This is a genomic window from Leptothoe sp. PORK10 BA2 (genome assembly GCF_034932105.1).
In the GTDB taxonomy this organism is placed as follows: domain Bacteria; phylum Cyanobacteriota; class Cyanobacteriia; order Phormidesmidales; family Phormidesmidaceae; genus Leptothoe.
This window is the reverse complement of record NZ_JAYGIG010000004.1, coordinates 34,891-54,588: the sequence shown is the minus strand read 5'-3', so window position 1 is coordinate 54,588 and position 19,698 is coordinate 34,891. Positions and strand designations below refer to the sequence as shown.

Annotated in this window: 15 protein-coding genes; 6 read left to right on the top strand and 9 right to left on the bottom strand. The window is 48.8% G+C overall.

Going from position 1 to position 19,698, the window contains the following annotated elements; translation table 11 throughout:
- The first annotated feature begins 673 nt into the window (after positions 1-673).
- Positions 674-928 (top strand): Mo-dependent nitrogenase C-terminal domain-containing protein, encoded by a 255-nt coding sequence (locus tag VB741_RS02225; protein WP_442786270.1) that lies wholly within the window; start codon positions 674-676, stop codon positions 926-928.
- Between the two features lie 23 nt (positions 929-951).
- Here the strand turns inward: VB741_RS02225 and VB741_RS02220 are convergent, their stop codons facing one another.
- Positions 952-1,869 carry an ATP adenylyltransferase family protein gene (locus tag VB741_RS02220; protein ID WP_323363507.1) on the bottom strand — a complete coding sequence of 306 codons (918 nt, stop codon included), beginning with the start codon at positions 1,867-1,869 and terminating at the stop codon, positions 952-954.
- A gap of 263 nt (positions 1,870-2,132) precedes the next feature.
- Here VB741_RS02220 and VB741_RS02215 point away from each other — a divergent pair, with 263 nt between their 5' ends.
- Positions 2,133-2,912: a CPBP family intramembrane glutamic endopeptidase gene (locus tag VB741_RS02215; RefSeq protein ID WP_323363506.1), complete on the top strand. Its 780-nt coding sequence runs from the start codon at positions 2,133-2,135 to the stop codon at positions 2,910-2,912.
- A gap of 6 nt (positions 2,913-2,918) precedes the next feature.
- Here VB741_RS02215 and VB741_RS02210 read toward each other — a convergent pair whose 3' ends face one another.
- The 4 genes from VB741_RS02210 to VB741_RS02195 all read right to left on the bottom strand — a co-directional run bounded on the left by VB741_RS02210 (position 2,919) and on the right by VB741_RS02195 (position 7,478).
- Positions 2,919-4,202, bottom strand: a complete 1,284-nt coding sequence (locus VB741_RS02210; protein WP_323363505.1) for a YcjF family protein — start codon at positions 4,200-4,202, stop codon at positions 2,919-2,921.
- A 183-nt stretch (positions 4,203-4,385) separates the two neighbouring features.
- Positions 4,386-4,592 carry a hypothetical protein gene (locus VB741_RS02205; protein WP_323363504.1) on the bottom strand — a complete coding sequence of 69 codons (207 nt, stop codon included), beginning with the start codon at positions 4,590-4,592 and terminating at the stop codon, positions 4,386-4,388.
- A 975-nt stretch (positions 4,593-5,567) separates the two neighbouring features.
- Positions 5,568-6,998 carry an endonuclease/exonuclease/phosphatase family protein gene (locus tag VB741_RS02200; RefSeq protein WP_323363503.1) on the bottom strand — a complete coding sequence of 477 codons (1,431 nt, stop codon included), beginning with the start codon at positions 6,996-6,998 and terminating at the stop codon, positions 5,568-5,570.
- Positions 6,999-7,121: 123 nt separating this feature from the next.
- Positions 7,122-7,478: a hypothetical protein gene (locus VB741_RS02195; protein WP_323363502.1), complete on the bottom strand. Its 357-nt coding sequence runs from the start codon at positions 7,476-7,478 to the stop codon at positions 7,122-7,124.
- On the opposite strand from VB741_RS02195, the gene VB741_RS02190 reads away from it, so the two are divergent.
- Positions 7,477-9,678 (top strand): AAA-like domain-containing protein, encoded by a 2,202-nt coding sequence (locus tag VB741_RS02190; RefSeq protein WP_323363501.1) that lies wholly within the window; start codon positions 7,477-7,479, stop codon positions 9,676-9,678. The two genes, VB741_RS02195 and VB741_RS02190, sit on opposite strands and share 2 nt — an antisense overlap.
- Positions 9,679-10,155: 477 nt before the next feature.
- A complete protein-coding gene (locus VB741_RS02185) occupies positions 10,156-11,682 on the top strand; it encodes an AAA-like domain-containing protein (RefSeq protein ID WP_323363500.1) in 1,527 nt (508 codons plus the stop codon).
- Between the two features lie 27 nt (positions 11,683-11,709).
- On the opposite strand, the gene VB741_RS02180 is transcribed toward VB741_RS02185, so the two are convergent.
- The 4 genes from VB741_RS02180 to VB741_RS02165 form a co-directional block, all read right to left on the bottom strand.
- Positions 11,710-12,660 (bottom strand): hypothetical protein, encoded by a 951-nt coding sequence (locus tag VB741_RS02180; RefSeq protein ID WP_323363499.1) that lies wholly within the window; start codon positions 12,658-12,660, stop codon positions 11,710-11,712.
- A gap of 422 nt (positions 12,661-13,082) precedes the next feature.
- Positions 13,083-14,663, bottom strand: a complete 1,581-nt coding sequence (locus VB741_RS02175) for an ammonium transporter (RefSeq protein ID WP_323363498.1) — start codon at positions 14,661-14,663, stop codon at positions 13,083-13,085.
- The gene (locus VB741_RS02170) at positions 14,660-15,721 is read right to left on the bottom strand and encodes a potassium channel family protein (RefSeq protein ID WP_323363497.1); all 1,062 of its coding nucleotides are present in this window, start codon (positions 15,719-15,721) and stop codon (positions 14,660-14,662) included. Before VB741_RS02170 ends, VB741_RS02175 begins: the two co-directional genes overlap by 4 nt.
- A gap of 229 nt (positions 15,722-15,950) precedes the next feature.
- Entirely contained in the window at positions 15,951-17,084 is a 1,134-nt protein-coding gene (locus VB741_RS02165) for an aromatic ring-hydroxylating oxygenase subunit alpha (RefSeq protein ID WP_323363496.1), read from the bottom strand.
- 519 nt (positions 17,085-17,603) lie between these two features.
- On the opposite strand from VB741_RS02165, the gene VB741_RS02160 reads away from it, so the two are divergent.
- The gene (locus VB741_RS02160; protein ID WP_323363495.1) at positions 17,604-17,987 is read left to right on the top strand and encodes an alr0857 family protein; all 384 of its coding nucleotides are present in this window, start codon (positions 17,604-17,606) and stop codon (positions 17,985-17,987) included.
- 507 nt (positions 17,988-18,494) lie between these two features.
- Positions 18,495-19,682: a response regulator gene (locus tag VB741_RS02155; protein WP_323363494.1), complete on the top strand. Its 1,188-nt coding sequence runs from the start codon at positions 18,495-18,497 to the stop codon at positions 19,680-19,682.
- Positions 19,683-19,698: the final 16 nt, after the last annotated feature.

The following is a 19,698-nucleotide window of genomic DNA, read 5'->3' as shown; positions in this document are numbered from 1 at the left end:
CTTTGCCATCACCATGGTTTTAGTATCAACTTTGATTAAGTTGTTGCAGGTATCCCCATTGCAGTTAAAAACCTGTAGTTTCTCCTATCTATGGTAGGATGACCGTTTTGAATGTGGACAAGGTTGATTCCTAGCTATTACGGATTACTTTTCGGGCATTATGACTTTAGTGTTGCTCTGTTCCCTAGATTTCTACTAATCGTGTTAGGTAAAACCATAAACGTCTCTCTAGCCCCCAAGAGGATCCGGAAATCTATAAGGGAGATGCGTATCCTGCATTAGGATGCGTATCCTGCATAGACAGTTAAAAAAATGTCGCCTTGGGCACACACAAAGTGAAATCTATCTCCTAGGCTGTACTAGAACACAATAAACTTAAAATCTTTTACTATTTTACTTTTTGGACTTTATTAGAGCTTTAACGAAGTTTTATCAGGGTTATCATTCTCTTTACCTAGTCACAACTTTGATTGCTTAACGTAGAGGGGATTTACAAACCACTCTTCAAGCTTTTACTAAACGCTTTAGTCAATCTTTAATCAATACAGTTAACGCCTCAAAATAATTTATTTAATTTCTTTTCCTGGAATACTACGTCTTTACTACCTGAACCATGTCTTCTGCCACTGCATTTCTGAAGAATCATGTCCTTCATGGCGTCAAAGTTCAATTTATGCCTTTGCTACCCATCCGGCATTGGCTTGATGCCTTCAAAATTGAAGAGCCTAAGTTGGCCCGTCGCATTGCCCGGCTAGTGCCTTCCCAATGTCCGTTCGAGCGGGATATTGTCCTGTTTGGTCGCACTATTGGTCATATTCCGCCCATGTGCAAGCTCAACCCTTTATACGATGAGTTGGTGGGGCTACGTTTTCGTGCTCTGTGCTTCTTAGCCGATGAATGCGGCGAGGATATTTCAAGCTTCGTTTAAGGCCCATCAGGTCAGTGATGTAGCTATGGGCTGGGACCTAACCCGGCCCACTGCTCTGGCCCACTGCTCTGGCCCACTGCTTTTAAGAGTGTCATTGGCCCGATTTGTTTGAGTCGATCCATTTGGCTTTGGTTTTTCACTAAAAGCGAACCGGCAAAGCCTAGGGAATTGACGGAGACGTCGAGGTGGTTTTCTTGGCGTCTGGGCACTACCATGAGCCAGTTACGGGTACCCAGTAGGTTATAGGCCTGGCGCTGGGGATCTTGCCATTGGCCGGTGGGATCATCGATGGCTAGGTGACTGAGCAGTTGTCGATAGCGTTTCAGCCACTGTTCCGCACCATCGTCCGGGGACAGCTGGGCAATGCAATGGGCATAGGGCAGCTGGGGGGATTGCCCGATGCCATCAATAAATTGGGTGGCGCGGATGGCGGGTTCAACGGGCAAATCCATGGACGGTTGGGGCACGATTTGCAAATGTTTGTGGGGCTGACTGGCTCCGGCGGCTTCACCACCGTTGTAAAAAACTAGACCGGCCACCTCGTCTAGACAGCGACAGAGGGCTTGAAAATCGCCCAGAGTCAGCCAGTTGAGCTGGGACTCGAAGGCTCGAGTGACGATGAGAAAGTGATGGTCAACGACGTTGAACTTATTTAGTAGACAGACATGGGTGTCGGAGATGTCTGTGACATAGAGGTTTGGATCGTAGGGTAAGAAAGGATTGGTTTTTTCTTGGGTCTGCACCTTACGGGCCTGGTCTTTGCGGTTGAGGTTGGTTAGAATTCGCACGATAAATGCCATCCCACCATCGGGGACAATTTCGTAATTGGTGTCAATGGGTCTGAGGGCTCCGGTGACTAGGCCATGTTGGGTCTGGGTTTGGAGCTTAGACCATAGGGTACGGGACTGCCAGGGTATGCGGGGAGCTGTGCGATCGCACATATGTCTATCCTGATAAACCACAACTGCTATGCAGTTTTAACATAGCTGCGGGGGTAAATCTGTGGTGATGACCTAAGGATGGGAAGGATGTACCTAGATTGCATAAGCCGTTGTTGATTTATGGCAGGATCAGCAATGCCTGAGTTATTTATCTGTTCTACAATTAATAAAATCTTGATTACTCACATATGAACATGGGTAGGAACCCCTTCGAAGTACTTAAATTCCGCACCCATGTACTGGTTACATTTATACTGAGCAATTTGCTGGTAGGTACAATCTGTGCCGTCCTGGATTATCAACAGCTGCTGCCTTGGCCCCTGCATGACAAACTGTGGCTGCCCTTGCAGTTCATGATGATTTTTGGTCTGGTCTGTGGCGTTTTACTGGCCACTGGCCGCCATGCCGGGCTCAAGTTGGTCCGTTTATTCGGACCTCCCCCCCGTTTCCCTTGGGCCTATGGGGTGTTGCTAATTTCTAGCATGTTGATTTTCTCCTTCAGCAGTTTTCTGTTGCTGTTCTATCCGGTCTCCCTGATTGCCCCTGGCTTTGTTGAAGAGCGACTGACCGAGCAACTGTTGAATGTCGAAACGGTGGCCCCCGAACTATATCGTTATCTGATGCTGTTTGTGGTGATTGTCTTTGCCCCCATCGCCGAGGAATTCGTGTTTCGCGGGGTGCTGCTGCAGCGCTGGGCCGTACGCTGGAATCTGCCAGCTGGGGTGATTATGTCATCGGTGTTGTTTGGCCTGTTGCATATCAATAATCCCCTTGGCTTGACCATGTTTGGGGTGGTAATGGCGCTGCTATATATTCGTACCCGCAGCCTGTGGGCACCGATTATTGCCCATGCGCTCAACAATATTGTTTCTGTCCTGCCAGAGTTGTTTTCATCTAGTCCTCAGCCATTTGACCTTGGAGATTTTCAACAAACCTGGTGGGTCGGCTTGATTGGTCTAGGGTTGGCAGCACCAACGTTGGGCCATTTTATCTACAAAAGCTGGCCCAAAAAGACAACGCGCCCTCCCTATTTTGGAGAGTAGATTCGGCTACTCTCTCTGTTGCTGCACTCTCTCTTTAAATCTCTCTTTCGCTGATTCAAACCCTTCCTTCATAGCTATCTGGATTCTTTCTGGATCAGGCTTTTTGCCCCCCATCAGATCACCAAAATAGACACAGGCTCCTTCCCCTAAGGCCCAGGTATAGGCCGCAGCCCAAGACGCAGCGATGACACTGCCAAAGCCGGGCACCAGTTTAATTAACTCTCGCCCCACGGCCTGAGCCAAAAAGCCCCCGGCAATGGTGCTGGCGACACCGCCTGCTTGGGAAAAGCTGAGGCGCTGACCATAGAGCTGCCCCAGGGCCACAATCATGGACACCTGGAGAACAGTGATGGCGGGCATGGTGGCAAAGGGCAAGGGCACGGCGGCCAGGGTAGCAGCAATCACGGCAAAGGCTGAAATATATCGACGGGCAACGTCTCGGTAGATGGCCCCCAGCTGGGTTGTCGCGTCATCGGCCTGCTCAAGGAGTTGGTAGATGGCGTTGGATTCTGCCTCGGGGAGCTGGTCAGACAGGACCTGGAGCAGGGCATCTAACCCATAGAAAACAGGGGCATAGCCATCTTCTTCGAGGGTGAAGTCGATCATCACGGCACTGTCGTAGAGGCCGTCAAAACTCCGTTTTAGTTCACCAAAGGCCCGTTGGACAGAAGTTTGGCTAGGAGGATAGGGGGAATGCTCCTCGGTGGGAGCGTAAAGCTCATGGAGGCAGGTGACCACTAATACCACCGGAATAGTGGGATGTTGGGCTCTGACCTGTTTGAGGATCTGGTGCAGGCTGTCTAGGGCAAAGTCGTTAATCTTGACGGTCACCAGCAGGATGCGGGCTCCCCTTGCCTGCTGGGTCAGGTCATCCTGCAGTTCTTGAATGATGCTCTCCACATCGCGGTCCACATCTCCGAGGCCTACAGTGTCAGTAAACAGTAGCAACGGCAGGTCGGCAGAAGGATAGGCATAGCGCTCGGTGTGCTGGGTGTGGGGCCGAAATCCCTGGCCAATAATGTCGGCGGATACCCCTGTTAAGCCGCGTACCACTGAGCTTTTGCCAGACTGGGGTTTACCAATTAACCAGGCTTCGGTGGTGGGTAATTCTGCCCTAATCTTTTCAAGGACAGAGGCTACCTGGTCATCGTCAACAGCAAACCACTTGAGGGCGCGCTGGGTGACCCAATCAATCGATAAACCGCCAGATAAAACGGTCTTGATTGACTGCCAAGGCGGCAGCCAGCGATCGGGTTTTGAATCTGGAGAATTTTCACCAGATGCGGCCATGGCATCTCCTCACATGCAGACTGTGGTGCCATTGTAACGAGTAGTGAACGATTTGCTGGGTGTAATATCTCACCTACATTGAGTACTGATTTCACTACCTGAGGGCTGACCTGAGGATTAGTTGGGCGGATCGAATCAGGCATGACCAGGGCGGTGAAAGACAGGGCTAACTGTCCGACCTCGTCATTGCGCTCCGCCATAACGGGGGGTATGCCAATTTCCTTGGGTCAGATCCTTCTCAGATTGATTCAGTTTCAGAATCAGTTGAACAATCCAGCGAGCCGTTAAAATATCAACCAGAATGGACGTTAGCAGCGCCAACAAACACAGTAGTATGTTGTGACGTACGTTTCGATTGATTTGCCCCATAAAGTCATGTTCAGAAGTCATGTTCAGGGACGACCATGACAATTCACCAATCCAGACCAAATTCATTTTGCTAAGGGGCAATAGTCATAAAGTGCCTCTTACTGTCTATCTTTAGTTGTAACAGAGAGGCTTCGGTTACGTCTTGCCAACTGGCTAAAGTGCCTAGAATTGATTGGACGGCTAGTTGAACGGTTGAATCTTAACGGTAGAATTTTTAACAGATCGATTTATTCTTTAACTCAGTAACAAAAATAATCGATGAAATTACCGAATTACGGACAATACGTAAAGAAAAACTAAGAGTATTTACTCATTTTTCTGAACCTAGGCCATTATCAAAATGAGCGAACATAATGAACCAAGAACATATTGATAGTCGTTTATTTTCAGCTTATTAATATGTTCTAAGAAACGACAGGGTGTGAAGAGTTCTACATTTTAATTGCGTGTCCCATGGCTTAGGGAAGTCCTAAGTGATTTTGTTGATCGCTAAATTATGTCTAAGCGGTAACTGGTAGTTTCCCCAGATTGTGCCGTCCGTAGCTTTGGCTATCTAAAACTTTCAGCGATCATCAATATTGTGAACTATGGACGCAAAGCGATAGATTTTCAGTTCTGGATGTGAACAAGGTTCAAACTAAGGAGTTCCCATGACACTTTTCCCCGCTGTTATAGTGTTCGTTCTCGTTTTTCTATCTTTTTCCAAAAAAGTACTGACAACCCAAGAAGAACCTGAGCAAATAAAAAAAGGTGATCCGTCTGAACTTAACATGTCCGATATATTGCTCAGATATAAATTACTCAATGAGCTTGGGGATAAACCCTAAAACGATTGCATTTGTTAGGTTAGTTAGACAGGTTAATGGGCAATAAATATTGCTGAAAGCCTTGAATAAGATTGGCTAACTTGACGTTCGAATGCCCTAACAAATTAGGGCATTCACCATATAAACTAACTGTCTAATAATTAACTGTTGAAAACTATTAGGCGGTTAATCAACCGAGTTTGGCTTGCAGGTCAACCTCAATTTTATCTAAATATTCCTCGGTAAAATCAATTCGTAACTCAACCCACATGGGCAAGTGGTCAGACATCTGATGGGTCCGCCAGTCCAAGTAGCGGGAATAAAACTCACTAGATTCTGGCCTACGCATCAACGGACGATAGATCTCCTCTTCATCGCTTCGATAAACGACATCAAAGAAATCAAAGACACCGGCTCGGTATGGCACAATCCGCGTATAGGGTTTACGACGGCTTGACTCCCCAGTCCATAGGGCAATCTGGTCGTAAAACTTGTCCTGTTTAACATTGGAACCGGGTACATGTTGTAATGGCTCCGGAATCATAAAGTCGTTTGTCCGTAGGGCATCCATGGTTTCGTGGCCAGGACCCACGATATTAAAATCCCCCAGGACCATAAAGTATGAGTCCGCATCCGAATCATTATCACTCTTAGCCTTGTCGGCTAGGAGGGCTGTCAGACGTCGGATTTCCTCCTTGCGGCGTTCGATACCGGTGGCCCCAGAACCATAGTAGATGTGTACGGTAGCTAGGTTAATCTTTAACCAACCTGCCTGGAATGAAGCAATAAAGGGCGTGCGGGCAAACTGTTGTGGACCCCCTACTAGGGAGTTGGGCGGCAGGACAATTTCAGCGGACTCAGGAATGGTGGGGGTTGCGGCAAAGTCTATTCTGTTGTCACTGGTGATGGGCACCTTTGCGTTTTGGGCAAAGCGAATCGATGAGCCTGGTGGTAGAACAATCTTGGTTCCCTCTGGTAAAGGTATTTCCACTGCTTGACGAAGTTTTGTTTGACCAGAAGCCAGGGTATCTACCTTCAGTCTTGCTGGGGATACCAGATTGTCACCTTCAGGCAGTTCTAGCTGGGCTCCGCCTTCAACCCTAAAGCGCTCGCCAAAGGGATCGGTAATCTTTTGATCATGGGGTAGGGTTAGCTCCCCCGCCACATTACGAAACCAGACTTTCTTTTTATTAAACAGAAACACCATCCTTTCTTCGTTGCCGGAGTCCCCCTCAGTCACGTCGGTGGCAATATAGTCCCAGTCAGGCCCCAGGAGTTGTGTGACATCGTTGAGGGCAGAAAGGTCACGACGGACTTCTTGTAGGGCAATGAGGTCAAACTGTGAAAGAATTTCGGCGATATACGCTTTTGACTCTTGACTTCGATATCCATAGCTCGATGAATCAAACTCTCGGATATTCCAGGTGGCGATTCGGACATACTGTGCCTGATCAGCAGGGGGCTCCCCGTTTTGCAGGCCATTTTGTAATATTGTTGCCTCCTGAACATGGGCATTAAATGCCGCCCGGAGCTGTTTTATCTTTTGGGTGGCGCGTTGCTTAGTCTTTAGGCTTCTTACGCTATCGTGGGAACGGGGACTGAGCCAACTATAGAAGGGCATTGGTACTTCCTGGGTGATAGGGAGGAGGTGTGTCTCAGAATCATCTTAGGAGTAGATCAGTCCTCTAGGGGCAATTCTCATCTATCAGGCCCCCTTCACCCATGGTCATTGTCTATGCGTCCCCTAGGAACAAAGGCTGTTATGCCAGGTCTGTCGCCCTCGTCCTACTTGACAGGAAAACTGTTGGCCAATCCAATCAATGCGCCACTGGTCACCATCAGGAACAAACTCTAGGCGCAGACGTTTGGCATACACTGAGTCGTCCTCCAGCTGCTTACGGCTATAGCCAATTACCACGCGCTGATCGGTTGCTTCTAACACATCCAGTATGATCTCAGAAGGCTCCGCCGCTTCAGGACCATCGCCTAACACGGTCCGGGTCAATGCCAGGGGATCATCCACCGCCCCCGCCTCACTAAAGCGGCTTTGCTCAACGTTATAGTCAAAATATTGCTGCCTATCCTGGGGAATCTGAACCATGCCCAAGACTGCCAAACTGCCCACTCGCAAAATTCTGGTATTAGCTGCCAATCCTGGTGATACGTCCACCTTGAGATTGGATGAGGAAGTGCATAGTATTCAGCGCAGCATTCAGCTATCCAAGGAACGGGATCAGTTTCAGCTGGTTTCTGAATGGGCCGTGCGTACGGAGGATCTGATCCAGGCATTGATGTCTCATCAGCCCCATATTGTTCATTTTTTGGGCCATGGGATGGGGGACTATGGCCTGGTGCTAGACGATAGCCGGGGCCGTAGTCAGCTGGTGCCCACCAGGGCGTTGGCGCGGTTATTTCAGCAGGTGTCTAGGGTCGAATGTGTGCTGCTGAATGCTTGCTATTCCGATACCCAGGCCCAGGCCATTAGCCAGTTTGTCTCCTGTGTGATTGGGATGAACCAGCCCATTGGGGATATGGCCGCCATTATCTTTTCACGCGGGTTTTATACGGCCCTGGGGCACGGTAGCTCCTACGAAGCCGCCTATGAGATGGGTCGCACCGCCATTGATTTGGAGGATATTCCTGAGGTGGCTACTCCTGTGCTACGCACCCGCTCCGGCAAAGTCATTGACGATCGTTTTGGCAGTACCACTCATCCCCAAGGCAGGGGCACGGCTACTCGACGCATCTTCATTAGCTATCGCGATGAGGCCCCCGATAAGGGCTTAGCCCAGGAATTTTACGATGCATTCCAGGCAGCGGGGCATGAAGTCTTTATGGCAGCGGAAAGCATTAAGCTGGGGGAAGACTGGCGGAAGCGGATTAGTGCTGAGCTGCACCAGTGTGATTATTTTTTGCTACTGCTATCGCCGCTGTCCGCCACTAGCGAAATGGTGACAGAAGAGGTGAAGCGGGCCAGGAGTCTGCGAGATCAACGGGAAAATGGTCGTCCGATGATTTTGCCCATTCGGGTGCAGTTTCCGCTGGATGACCCGTTGAACTATGAGTTGCGGGGCTACCTGCAGCAGATTCAGCAGCGGGAATGGCTGTCGGCGGCGGATACGCCTGGGCTATTGCAGGAGCTGCAGGCGCTCATGTTAACGGGACCAGCGCAGCGGGATGTGGGGCCGGTGGATCAAGGGGAGGAGGTTTCACCACCGACTGGGGGTGTAATTGACAGTGTGGATCGACCACCGCTCCCCGTGGCAGAACCGGAGCTACGGCGGGAACCGGGGGGCTCGGTGCCTTTAAAATCTGGTTTATACGTGGATCGACCACCGATTGAGGTGGATTGTTTTACGGAGATTGAACAGCCGGGGTCATTGATCCGAATCAAGGCTCCGCGTCAGATGGGTAAAACGTCCTTGATGGCGCGGATTTTGAACCATGGGCGGGAGCTGGGCTATGCCACGGTACCGGTGAGTTTTCAGCGGGCGGACAGTCGGGTGTTTAACGATTTGGACCTATTGCTGAAGTGGCTTTGCACCCAGGTGGGGCGACGGCTGAAGAAGCTAAAGGACCTGGAAGACTACTGGATGGGCTTTGGCAGCAAGGACAAGTGCATTGCTTACTTTGAAGAGTGTTTGCTAGAGGATTTGGAGCAGCCATTGATATTGGCTTTGGACGAGGTGGACATGGTATTTCCCCATGCAGAGGTGGCGGATGATTTCTTTGGACTGCTGCGGTCTTGGTATGAGTCGGCGCGCTATGGCGACTTTGGCAGTGAGCTGTGGGAAAAGGTGCGGCTGGTGGTGGTGCATTCGACCGAGGCCTATGTGCCGTTGAATATTAACCAGTCGCCGTTTAATGTGGGTAAAAATGTGGAGCTAGAGGAGTTTTCGGCAGAGCAGGTGCAGGACTTGGCCCAGCGATATGGGTTGTCGGCCAGTGCAAGTCAGACGGAGGCGTTGATGGCCTTAGTGGGGGGGCATCCCTATTTGATTCGTAAGGCGTTGTACCATCTGCGACGGGATGATTTGAGCATAAATGCATTAACTGAAACAGTAGCAACGGAAGCGGGAATCTATAGTGATCATCTGCGGCGGCATTTGTATGTGCTACAGGACTATCCGCAGTTGGCAGAGGCGTTTCGGCAGGTGGTAACCAAGCGACGTCCGGTAGATATTGATGCGGAATCTGCATTTAAGTTGGAGAGTATGGGGTTGGTGATTTTATCGGGGAATCAGGCAGCACCGCTGTGTGAGATTTATCGAGAGTATTTTAGTGAGCATCTAAAGGCGTAAACCATGGATTCAGAGCCTAGCTATCAATAGTGGTGCTTTACGTTTAGATTCGCCTAGTTATGTCACTCGCCAGGTAGATGAAGAGCTTTGCCAAGCACTCAAGGCTGGAGAGTCTTGCTATGTGTTTAGCTCTCGGCAGATGGGTAAATCCAGTCTGCGGGTACGGGAATGCAGCGTCTCAAAGCAGAAGGTGTAGCTTGTGGCGTGGTGGAAGTAGCCAATATTGTGAAAAATAGGGTTGTGCATCAAAGAATATTGGGTCGAGTAAGATAGGGAGATTGCCACTTTTACTTACGAACTATTGAATGTAAGCTCTATTGAGGAAGATAGCAAACATCTTTCTATAAAACAAACAGATTCCTAAAACAATAAAAGATAATTGTAGTACCCAAATCACTTATGGCGTTACGCCTGTAAACATTATGTGGTCACTGATTTCAGACTTCCACTACACTGCTAAACCAGAATAGGAGAATAATGTCTTCAACCTCTGCCTCTCAATATACCGTCGGCGGAGCCCTACGCCAAGACGCCCCCACCTATATCTCCCGCCAAGCTGACGAAGACCTCTTCCAGGCTCTCATGGCCAGAGAATACTGCCATATCTTCAATGCCCGCCAAATGGGCAAATCCAGCCTGCGGGTCCAAACCACCCAACGCCTCAAAGCCAAAGGCATCGCCTGCGGCATTATCGAAGTTAGCGCCATCGTCGAACACGGCATGACCTCCGAAGCCTGGTACCTCGGCATCATCCGACGCCTCAGCCGCAGCCTGGGCATTAAACTCAAAGTTATCCCCTGGTGGCAAGAGCGAGACAGAATTTCACCCATCCAACGCTTTAGCGAATTTATCGAAGACGTTCTTTTAAAGGAGATTCAACAACCCATTGTTATCTTCATCGACGAAATTGACAGTCTATTTCAGTTTGGCTTCAGCGACGACTTCTTTTCCCTGATCCGTTACTTTTACCAAGAACGAGCCGAACATCCCAACTACCGTCGACTAACATTCACCCTCATCGGTGTCGCCACCCCATCTGAGCTTATTTCAGCCCGCGATCGCACCCCCTTCAATATCGGCACCGCCATCCAACTCAGAGGCTTCACCCTAGACGAAGCTAAACCCCTAAGCGCGGGTCTGGCCCACCTGTCAGACTATGGAGAAGGAGTCATTCAGAGTATTTTACGCTGGACTGGCGGACAACCCTTTCTCACCCAAAAACTATGCCAGCTCATCGTCAGCGAGGCCGACATTAAACCTCAGGACTATCCAGGCCCCTATGTCGATCAACTGGTCGAACGCAAAATCATCCAAGACTGGCTACAGCAGGACACCCCAGAACACCTCAAAACTATTCAAGATAGACTGCTCCACAGCTCACGTGCCCAACGACTGCTGGAAGTTTATCGAGACATATTAAAGGCGCGCATTATCCTGATGGACGACAGCCCAGAGCAAAACGAACTACAGCTAACGGGGCTGGTAGTCAAAGAAGGAGCCTATCTAAAAATTGCCAACCAAATCTACGTCGAAATCTTTAGACCCTGGTGGATTGACCGTCGATTGTCCTCCCTCTGTCCCTATCAAGCCATGCTAGATAAGTGGCTAACGTCCAACTGTGATGCTAAATGGTTACTCGACGAACAGTCCCTGCAGGCAGCTAGGGCATGGGCTGGCAACCAAAGCCTGAGAGAAGCACATCATCAGTTTTTGATGAACAGCCAGTCCCATATTTATGAACAAGAAATGGCCAGACAGGAAGCCATACGTAAACGGGAGCAGGAGAAAATGAGGGCAGAGGTGAATGCGATCTCAGCCCGTAAAGAAACCAAGCTCAAACAGTTATTCACCACTAGCATAATCCTCTTTACCCTTTCGGGGCTGATGCTCATCACCAGCTTACTGGTTCTTTTCCGACGCACCACATCTGTACCCAAACCATCAGAAGAGAGCCTTCACAGGACAATGGGTTTCGTGCATCAACCTAACCTATACAGATCTTAAATTTAATGGTCATTGTCTATGCGTCCCCTAGGAACAAAGGCTGTTATGCCAGGTCTGTCGCCCTCGTCCTACTTGACAGGAAAACTGTTGGCCAATCCAATCAATGCGCCACTGGTCACCATCAGGAACAAACTCTAGGCGCAGACGTTTGGCATACACTGAGTCGTCCTCCAGCTGCTTGCGGCTATAGCCAATTACCACACGCTGATCGGTTGCTTCTAACACATCCAGTATGATCTCAGAAGGCTCCTCCGCTTCAGGACCATCGCCTAACACGGTCCGGGTCAATGCCAGGGGATCATCCACCGCCCCCGCCTCACTAAAGCGGCTTTGCTCAACGTTATAGTCAAAATATTGCTGCCTATCCTGGGGAAAAGGAATGGTATCCAGGTTGATTGACTCACGACTGAGCAACCTGAGTCCTGTCTCTGTCCAACGGTAGGTATAGGTGGTCTCATTTCCCCATAGTTCAGCTGCACCCGAGACCACAATCTGATCGTCAATCAGCTCTACCTCATGGATCATCCCAAAGAAAGCGGTGTCCCTGTGGACTGGCCGTCCCTGTTGATTGAGCACCACCGCTAGGGCAAAATGGCCATCATCACCGCTGTTAGCATCCTGCTCACTTTTAGGCAGCACCATCAGCGGCACCAACACATCTTCGAAACCATCACCGTTTAGATCGTGGTGAATCAGCGTAAAGTCGCTCTCCGTCTCATGGGTGGGAAGATACAAAACGGCCCCATAGTCAAACCCCTCAGAGTCCATAAACTCGGTAAAGGTGATGCTGGTGGTGACTACCTGACCACGCCCAGGCACATCTAGCCGATATTCCAGCGGTTGCAAGTCCAATGCCGATAACGGTTGAGCATCTACGGGGGGTATCGTTCCGGCAAAACCGCTGGGAATGCAGCTGATCAGGCCCATTAGACCTGCTAAACCAGTGAATCGAACGGCATGTTTTAGGGAAGCTGCCATAGGTCTGATAGTAGGGTAGTTTAGCAACCTACAGAGCTCAGGGAGTGGTTTCAGCAGAGTCCACTTCAGTAACTGGTTAAATCTTTCAGTAAACGAGACAACGTTGAATGTATGGCATGCTGTTCAGCGATTTATTTGCCCGTTTGCAACATTTCTCAACCTTTGACTCCCTGGGACTGCAGACTAGTCCCAGGCCAGGTATGTCTTTTGGGTAATTACTTTCCTGATGTGTATAGCTGGTCGTTCTACTTGGGCAGGTAATTTAAGCGATCGCAATTCCCCAGTCTGAAGCTGAATGGGCCGATCGATGCGTAGGAACTCGAATCCATCACTAGGCCCCGATAAACCTGCTCAATTGGCAAACATCGTTCATCTCTCAGATGACATCGACCGACGCATAGTTGAGTCTCAGAATACTACCGCTAAGCCGGGTCAGACTCTTTGGGTAATTTTTCTAACCGTTGTTGCAAACTCAAAATCTCCTGTTCCCGTTCTTCCACAATCCCCACCACCTGTTGAATGGCCCGAGCCAACGAACCCAGTTCATCCGTGCGTTCTGCCACCTCATCAATGCCCAGATTGTTAGCCTTAAAGCTTTGATTCTCCACCGCCGCCACGATTGCTTCCGTCACATAGTAAATATGGGCCAGGTCCTCCGCACTTTGATCGTGGCGTTTTTCAAAGGCACCAATCACATGGTTATACCGGGTGGCAATATGGCCAATCTCCGTAAACGGTTCCACCGGCACCCGCAGACTTAAGTCATTGGTTCTAGCCTGGTAGTCCATTACCTGGAAGAGTTCATAGGTTTCGGTCTTGGCCTGGTGTTCCGATACATTGAGGCCAATGTTCTCGTCTTCTGGGGAAATACGAAGGGGAAATACCTTATTGACTAGGGTGAGCACAGTCCAGGCTAGGCCAAAGGTCCAGACGGCGGCCACACCAATGCCAAAGAGCTGGACCATGATCTGATTGCCCCGGCTTAGCCCCGTGCCAATGACATCTAACTGCCCAAATAAGCCAACGCACAAGGTACCCCACATGCCCGCTGCCCCATGGACCGGAAATGCATCCACGGCATCATCGATGTGCCAGCGGTCTAGTAACTGGGAGGCTAGGGTTGCGATCGCAGCCCCCGTTCCCCCCACAACTACCGCTAAGGGCGCATTAATCACATGGCAACAGGCCGTTACTGCCACCAGACCCGCCAACGTCCCATTGATCAGCAGCTCCACCTCCACAATCTTATTTTTCAATCCGCTCAAGGCGACCATCGTTATCATGCCTGCCACGCCAGCCATCACCGTGTTGACAATGATGCCAGGCACCTGATCATTGAGGGCCAGGGTACTGCCCCCGTTAAAGCCAATCCAACCAAACCAGAGGATCATCGCCCCCAGTACAGAAAATGTCAGATTAGCCCCTTGAATCCGTTGGGATGCGCCATTCTCGGCATATCGACCCTGGCGCGCCCCCACCACTAAAATGACCGCCAGGCCAAACCATGCCCCCACACTATGCACCACCGACGACCCCGCAAAGTCGACAAAGCCTAGACTTTCTAGCCAGCCAGCCGAATTATCTAAGGCCAAGCTATGCCAACTCCATTGGCCAAAGACAGGATAGATGATGCCGGAAATAAACAGGGTCAACAGCAGGTAAGCATGGAACTTGAGTCGTTCCGCCGCCGCCCCTGACACAATGGTGGTCGCCGTGCCACAAAACATCATCTGAAACAGAAAGAAAACCTCCTGTTCTGGCTGGCCGTTGAAGGTGGGAAAAAATCCCGCATTGCCAAACCAACTAGCTCCAGACTGCCCAAACATGATGCCATAGCCAAAGACCCAAAATAGACCGGCAGACACACCAAAATCTGCCAGGTTCTTGACCGCCACATTAATACTGTTTTTGGAGCGCGTCAGACCCGACTCCAGACACATAAACCCAGCCTGCATCAAAAAGACAAGACCAGAACAGAGTAAAACCCAGAGGATATCAATCATGTCACCGACAACTTTTGATGGCTAACGTGGTATCGCTTCAAATGGTAATATTCAGCAAATTTTGGCAACTGATCCTGATGGCCCAAAACAACGATGGAGTCTTCTGCATTTAATAATTGGGAAGAAGCGGGCCGAAAAATCAAATTCTCATCTAATCGACGCAGGGCAATCACCATAAAGGCCCCCTTGCTTCTAATCTGGAGCTCCATGAGCGTTCTACCCACAAAGGGAGAGTCTTCTTTAATTTGGAGTTCTTCCATTTGGACCTCAACATTTGCCAGGAACTCATTCAGATAGCTACGTTCATAGGAATTGTTCAGCAGATCCATCCCCGCCGGACGAACAATTAAGTTAGAAATCTGAATCGCACTGATGGTGTCAGGCAACACAATGTGGTCAGCCCCCGCCAGGCGTAGCTTTCGTTCTGTGGGGGGTAACTCTCCTCGGGCTAGAATTTTGATCCTAGGGTTGAGATCCCGAGCGGTCAAGGTAATGAAAACATTGGTTTTATCATCGGGCAACACCGCCACCAGGGCCTTCGCCCGATAAATGCCGATCTCCTTTAGGGTCACTTCATGGGTAGCATCTCCCTGGTAATGGAGGTATCCCAAGGCATCAGCCACTTCGATCCGTTCCGGCAGACTGTCCACCACCACAAAGGCCTGTTTGGCCTCATTCAGCTGCCCTGCCAAGACCTGCCCCATGCGGTCAAAGCCGCAAACAATCACATGATCTTGCAAATTAGCGATGGTGAGCTGTTTACGCTGATTGCTAAAGGCCCGGTTAATTTCTCCCTCGGTGACCATTTGGAAAAAACCCCCTACGCTATAAACAGCCGAGGTTGTCCCGGCAATAATGACTACAATTGTAAAAATTCTCTCGAACGGGGTTTCCATAGGTCTCACTTCCCCATAGCCCACCCCAAAAATCGTGATCACTACCATGTAAATGGCTTCTAGGGGGGTCCATCCAAAAAAGATATAGCCCAGAATGGCCACCAACACCGTAAAGACAAAAAAGACAACCCCAATTAAAACACGGCGAGCAGATTGCTGCATGGATTGAAACGCTACAACCTAGGTCATACAATGCTGACATTAAACCAGGTCATAGAAAACGGATGTTGTGCCGCAAGCTACAGAATCATCAGCGGCAGCCGGTCAGCTTGCCAAAAGCTGCAACCCGTTTACGTTCGTAAACTGACAATCCTATGCATTTCCTATATATCACGTGTCAAAAAGCACATAGAAGTCTTCAGTAATTGCCTACACTTACGTTAGTTCATCCTCAACTACTCGATAGCCGCATTACATAATCATCAAACTCTTTTATATACAACTCCAACGGCGCATGTAATAACCCTGCTTTCTCCGAGCCAAAATTCGCCCCTGCCTGCATCCGCTCCACCATCTCCTTATCCTCGGTAGTCGCAATTTCAATCACGCTGACAATCTCTTCCACAAACTTTTCAGCATCAGGCATTGTCTTCATTGCATGATGAGAGAAAGAAATCCCCCAACGGGCATTCGTTTTGTCAACAGCTTTCGGTTCAAGGGCCATCCACCATACAAAATTCGGCTCTACCGCAACTAACCCATTCGGAAAGACACCCGTTACATAAAACCGTCGACGCTCATCATCATCCAGCTGGGGATTATAAATATCCGGCTGATTTTCATGGGTGTAAGAATTACTGTGAATCGTAAAATTGGGATCACCAATGGGGCCGTATTCAACCAGCTTGGTTGGGTTGGCTGGGCCAATGGACTTCGTATGGGTGTAAGTGGTGTGATAACTCTCAATAAAATTGTGATAGATCAGCTTCCAATTGGCATTCCATAGCTCTTCATGCACCACATGCCGATCTTCGTAACCATCAAGTTCAAAATTTTTCAGGATTAAACTAAGATTTTGTAACCGTTCAGACACCGGTTGCAGGTCGTTTCGCAGAGAAACAAAAACATACCCCAGATACTCCTCCGTAGCGATGGGTTCCAGGGCAATACCCTCGATGTCTTCAGGTCTAAATCCCTCCCTCTCAGGGACGCCGACCAACTCACCATTTAATTTATAGGTCCAACAATGGTAGGGACACACAATACTTTTAGTAGAACCACTGCCCTCCAGCAGTTTGACGTAGCGATGTAGGCAATAATTCGCCATTGTCCGAATGGAACCATCCGGCTGTCGCATGACAATAATGGGACGCTGCCCCAAAAACGCCGTCATATAGTCACCAGGATTAGGCATCGCTCCTGCCCGACCCACCATGACCCAGTCATGATCAAAAATACTGCTAACCTGATTGCGGAAAAGGTCAGGGTCCGTGAAAGTCTGTTGCTTACTTGCCACCATCCGGCTTGGAAAATTGGGGGCCAGGGGCTGATCTAATGTGTAGTTGAACTGTTTAGAATGGCTCATAACGGAATCACCTCTTTCACAGGAGTGTCTGCCTGTATTACCAGGCAGTATTAATACAGACAGATAGATTAAGATACATAAATTTAGATTCTGCCATAGTGTTCATTGCTGCAGAAGGGCATAGCAGTCCAAAATGCCAGCAGAGTTGCCTGTCAAACCGGCTCCATCGGTCCAAGATTAAAATGTCATGAGCTTGAAATTTAGAATTGCTGAGACGCCATCGCCATTTCAAAACCGATGCTTACCCTGCCTCAATCATTGAGTCTGAAGGGGTTGGCCCTAGGATAAACAGTCATTTAGGTGTCTTTGCAGAAAAGTTCTGGAAAAAGCAGATAACTTAGCAGGCTGTGTCAATTTAGACCTTAGGATGCAAATGTTGGTCTGGTGAGCTTTGCCTGCAGTGCTTTCCGCCTCCCTAGCCATCGCCCTGTCCCACCTCTATACTGATCCAGCCCAATCTGTGCCCCCAGCAGACCTGTACCTGGCACATGACTGAACCATCCATGGAGACTGTCAGCTATGTTGAAGCTGATCTATACCGATTACGGCCTATGCCTTGAAAAGGTCCCTGCATCTAAGAATGCAGCTGCATCCTTAGATGCAATGATCACCCAACAAGTCATGTTAGCCGTTCAAGGTGGTGAAACCTTACATCTAGAGCCCGGTCGGGCTAGCTTTTTACTACCTGTAAAGATCGCTGGCATAGCTCATTTAGAGTCCATACTAAAAAGCAATACCACAGACGCCATTAAAGTAACTACCGTCGACGATGACTTTGTTGAAATCAGTCTCAAAGGCACCTGGATGACAAACAGCTCCAATGCTGAATTTGGCACCTTTATCACAGTTCTCTCCCCCAAAATCGAACGGCTGATTTATCAGCTGTGGCAATCAACCCAATGACCTGTTTTGGGTGACCCACAGGGATAAAGCAGCGAGGTTTCACACTTCCCCTATCGGTAATCGCTAGTACTGTAAAGGCATATCCTGTAGAGCGAAGATCAGGATTGCTGGCGCTGGCAGCTCGATTTTCTACAAAGGCATTGCCATAACTGGCATAAACTACGACCCATTGTCTATGTTTGACTTTTGATTGTGTGGGTACTTTAAACACATATCAAAGAAACAAATAATAAGATCAGAATTTCCACCTTAACCTTGTTGTCAAACAAGGCTCAATAACAAATTGAATTGATTCTTAGCCCTGGCAGGTTTATACCATTACCAGCCTAATCTCAATGGTGGCAGTAGGTTGGTGGGAAAAACCACAGAAGTACTCAATCGAAGTACTCCATCAATATGTGTCGGCTAACATTATGTACTGAGTATTTCCACGCTCATCAATCGTAGATATGTGGCCTACGGCAAAGATTTAATGGTAGTTATTAAAGATCCCAGAGGAGAGTATTAATGCTTCAGTTTGAATCCGAACAGTTAGGTGATTTAATCTTACAACTACAAAATGAGCATTTTTGCGGAGTTGCCTCCATAGAAACGTTATCTAACGTTTCAACAATCAAGCATCCTAGGATTTTAGTTTTTCTCGATGGGGAGATCACCTACGGTGGATTATCTCTACCCAATCCCATTGAGTTATCAAAAGAACTGGGTCAGCATTTGAAGCTGGATATTATGGAGGCAGCGTTACAACTGGCTCAAAAAAAAGTTGACGATCCCACCTCTGTACGTAAATATCTGGAGCTATTTATTCTCCTCAAGCTGTTTGACTGGAAAGATGTCGAAAGCTATATGCGCACACAGACTACCCTAGTGTTAGAGCAAATTTACCCCTATGCAGGAAGACTGACACTAAAGCCATCCAGCACAGTTTATATTGCCTATGGAGAGGACCGCCATGGGTTTACCTGGGAACAGCTCCAGGATGATATTGTTCAACGTATACAGGCATGGGCTGAGCTCAACCCTATAATCCCTTCTGCCCACTCAATTCCTTATCAACTTAAGACTGGTCAGAAAGTTATAACGGATGTCTGGGCACAACAACATTTACCACAATGGGTCAATGGGCAGCGCACCCTGGATGAAATTGCAAATCAGATCAATATAGACCCCTTAGAATTAGCGAAAAAATACCTAGGCTTCGTACAAAATGGCTGGCTTACTTTTGAGCAAGATCTATTTCTATCCACCACTAATAAACTAGAGAAAAAAGAGGAGACTCCCAAGGTGTCCACTGTTGCCCCCCAAGATGTTTCCCGTCAATTGCCCACTATCCTTAGTGTTGATGACAGTCCTGTGGTACAGGCCATGATCAAACGGATCGTTGGGGATCACTATCATTTGTTACTGGCCAGTAACGCCATGGATGCCCTCAGCCTACTAAATCAAGCAAAGATTGAACTCTTACTGCTGGATGTAACCATGCCAGATATTGATGGTCTAGAGCTTTGTCGAACTATCCGTGGTATCAACAGGTTTCGAGATCTGCCGATCATTATGCTGACGGCTAAAGATGGGGTATTTAGCAAAATTAGGGGACAAATTGCCGGTTCAACTCACTATTTAACCAAGCCCGTTGAACGTTCAAAACTCCTGGAAATCTTGGGTAAATATATTCCCAGCAAGGTGATGTCATAGGTCTATTTTTTAACAA

What these genes read in the sequence shown, in the direction of transcription:
- VB741_RS02185 (WP_323363500.1), top strand. Translation starts at nt 10,156, where the DNA reads ATGTCTTCAACCTCTGCCTCTCAATATACCGTCGGCGGAGCCCTACGC.
- VB741_RS02170 (WP_323363497.1), bottom strand. Translation starts at nt 15,721, where the DNA reads ATGCAGCAATCTGCTCGCCGTGTTTTAATTGGGGTTGTCTTTTTTGTC.
- VB741_RS02200 (WP_323363503.1), bottom strand. Translation starts at nt 6,998, where the DNA reads ATGCCCTTCTATAGTTGGCTCAGTCCCCGTTCCCACGATAGCGTAAGA.
- VB741_RS02225 (WP_442786270.1), top strand. Translation starts at nt 674, where the DNA reads ATGCCTTTGCTACCCATCCGGCATTGGCTTGATGCCTTCAAAATTGAA.
- VB741_RS02160 (WP_323363495.1), top strand. Translation starts at nt 17,604, where the DNA reads ATGTTGAAGCTGATCTATACCGATTACGGCCTATGCCTTGAAAAGGTC.
- VB741_RS02210 (WP_323363505.1), bottom strand. Translation starts at nt 4,202, where the DNA reads ATGGCCGCATCTGGTGAAAATTCTCCAGATTCAAAACCCGATCGCTGG.
- VB741_RS02220 (WP_323363507.1), bottom strand. Translation starts at nt 1,869, where the DNA reads ATGTGCGATCGCACAGCTCCCCGCATACCCTGGCAGTCCCGTACCCTA.
- VB741_RS02190 (WP_323363501.1), top strand. Translation starts at nt 7,477, where the DNA reads ATGCCCAAGACTGCCAAACTGCCCACTCGCAAAATTCTGGTATTAGCT.
- VB741_RS02180 (WP_323363499.1), bottom strand. Translation starts at nt 12,660, where the DNA reads ATGGCAGCTTCCCTAAAACATGCCGTTCGATTCACTGGTTTAGCAGGT.
- VB741_RS02205 (WP_323363504.1), bottom strand. Translation starts at nt 4,592, where the DNA reads ATGACTTCTGAACATGACTTTATGGGGCAAATCAATCGAAACGTACGT.
- VB741_RS02155 (WP_323363494.1), top strand. Translation starts at nt 18,495, where the DNA reads ATGCTTCAGTTTGAATCCGAACAGTTAGGTGATTTAATCTTACAACTA.
- VB741_RS02175 (WP_323363498.1), bottom strand. Translation starts at nt 14,663, where the DNA reads ATGATTGATATCCTCTGGGTTTTACTCTGTTCTGGTCTTGTCTTTTTG.
- VB741_RS02195 (WP_323363502.1), bottom strand. Translation starts at nt 7,478, where the DNA reads ATGGTTCAGATTCCCCAGGATAGGCAGCAATATTTTGACTATAACGTT.
- VB741_RS02165 (WP_323363496.1), bottom strand. Translation starts at nt 17,084, where the DNA reads ATGAGCCATTCTAAACAGTTCAACTACACATTAGATCAGCCCCTGGCC.